This window comes from Pseudomonas sp. TJI-51, from assembly GCF_000190455.2.
Taxonomy (GTDB): domain Bacteria; phylum Pseudomonadota; class Gammaproteobacteria; order Pseudomonadales; family Pseudomonadaceae; genus Aquipseudomonas; species Aquipseudomonas juntendi.
In genome coordinates, this window is the sequence record NZ_AEWE02000141.1 from 31,463 (window position 1) to 31,960 (window position 498).

Below are 498 nucleotides of genomic sequence, written 5' to 3' on the forward strand. Positions count from 1 at the left end.
GCCGACCTGCAGGAAGTCGAGGATGCGATCGCCGACCAGGGCGTGCCGCGCGGGCGCTTGCGCATCAGCGCCGCGCAAGGGCACGCCCGCTTGACCGTGGTGCCGCTGCTGGCGGCGTTCAGCGCGCGTTACCCGCAGGTACTGGTCGACCTGACCATCAGCGACGAGGTGGCCGACATTCACGCCGGCCAGGCCGACGTTGCGCTGCGCTTTGGCCACCTGCCCGACAGCTCGCTCAGCGCCCGCCCAATTGGCGAAACCGGCCAGGTGGTCGTGGCCTCGCCCGAGTACCTGGCGCGCTGCGGTACGCCGCTGGTGCCTGAAGACCTGGCCGGCCACAACTGCCTGCACTTCAACTTTCGCCGGGCCGTAGCAGACTGGCCGTTCCGCCGCGACGGCGAGGTCTTTGCGTTGAAGGTGCGGGGCAACATCGAATGCAGCAGCGGCGAAGCACTGGCACAGCTGGCCAGGCTGGGTGCAGGCGTGGCCCGCATCGGC

1 protein-coding gene is annotated in these 498 nt (G+C 70.1%); it reads left to right on the forward strand.

Annotated features, from left to right (window positions below; all coding sequences use genetic code 11):
* Positions 1-498: LysR substrate-binding domain-containing protein (locus tag G1E_RS29910; protein ID WP_256220463.1), on the forward strand; the 498-nt coding region annotated here is incomplete at both ends.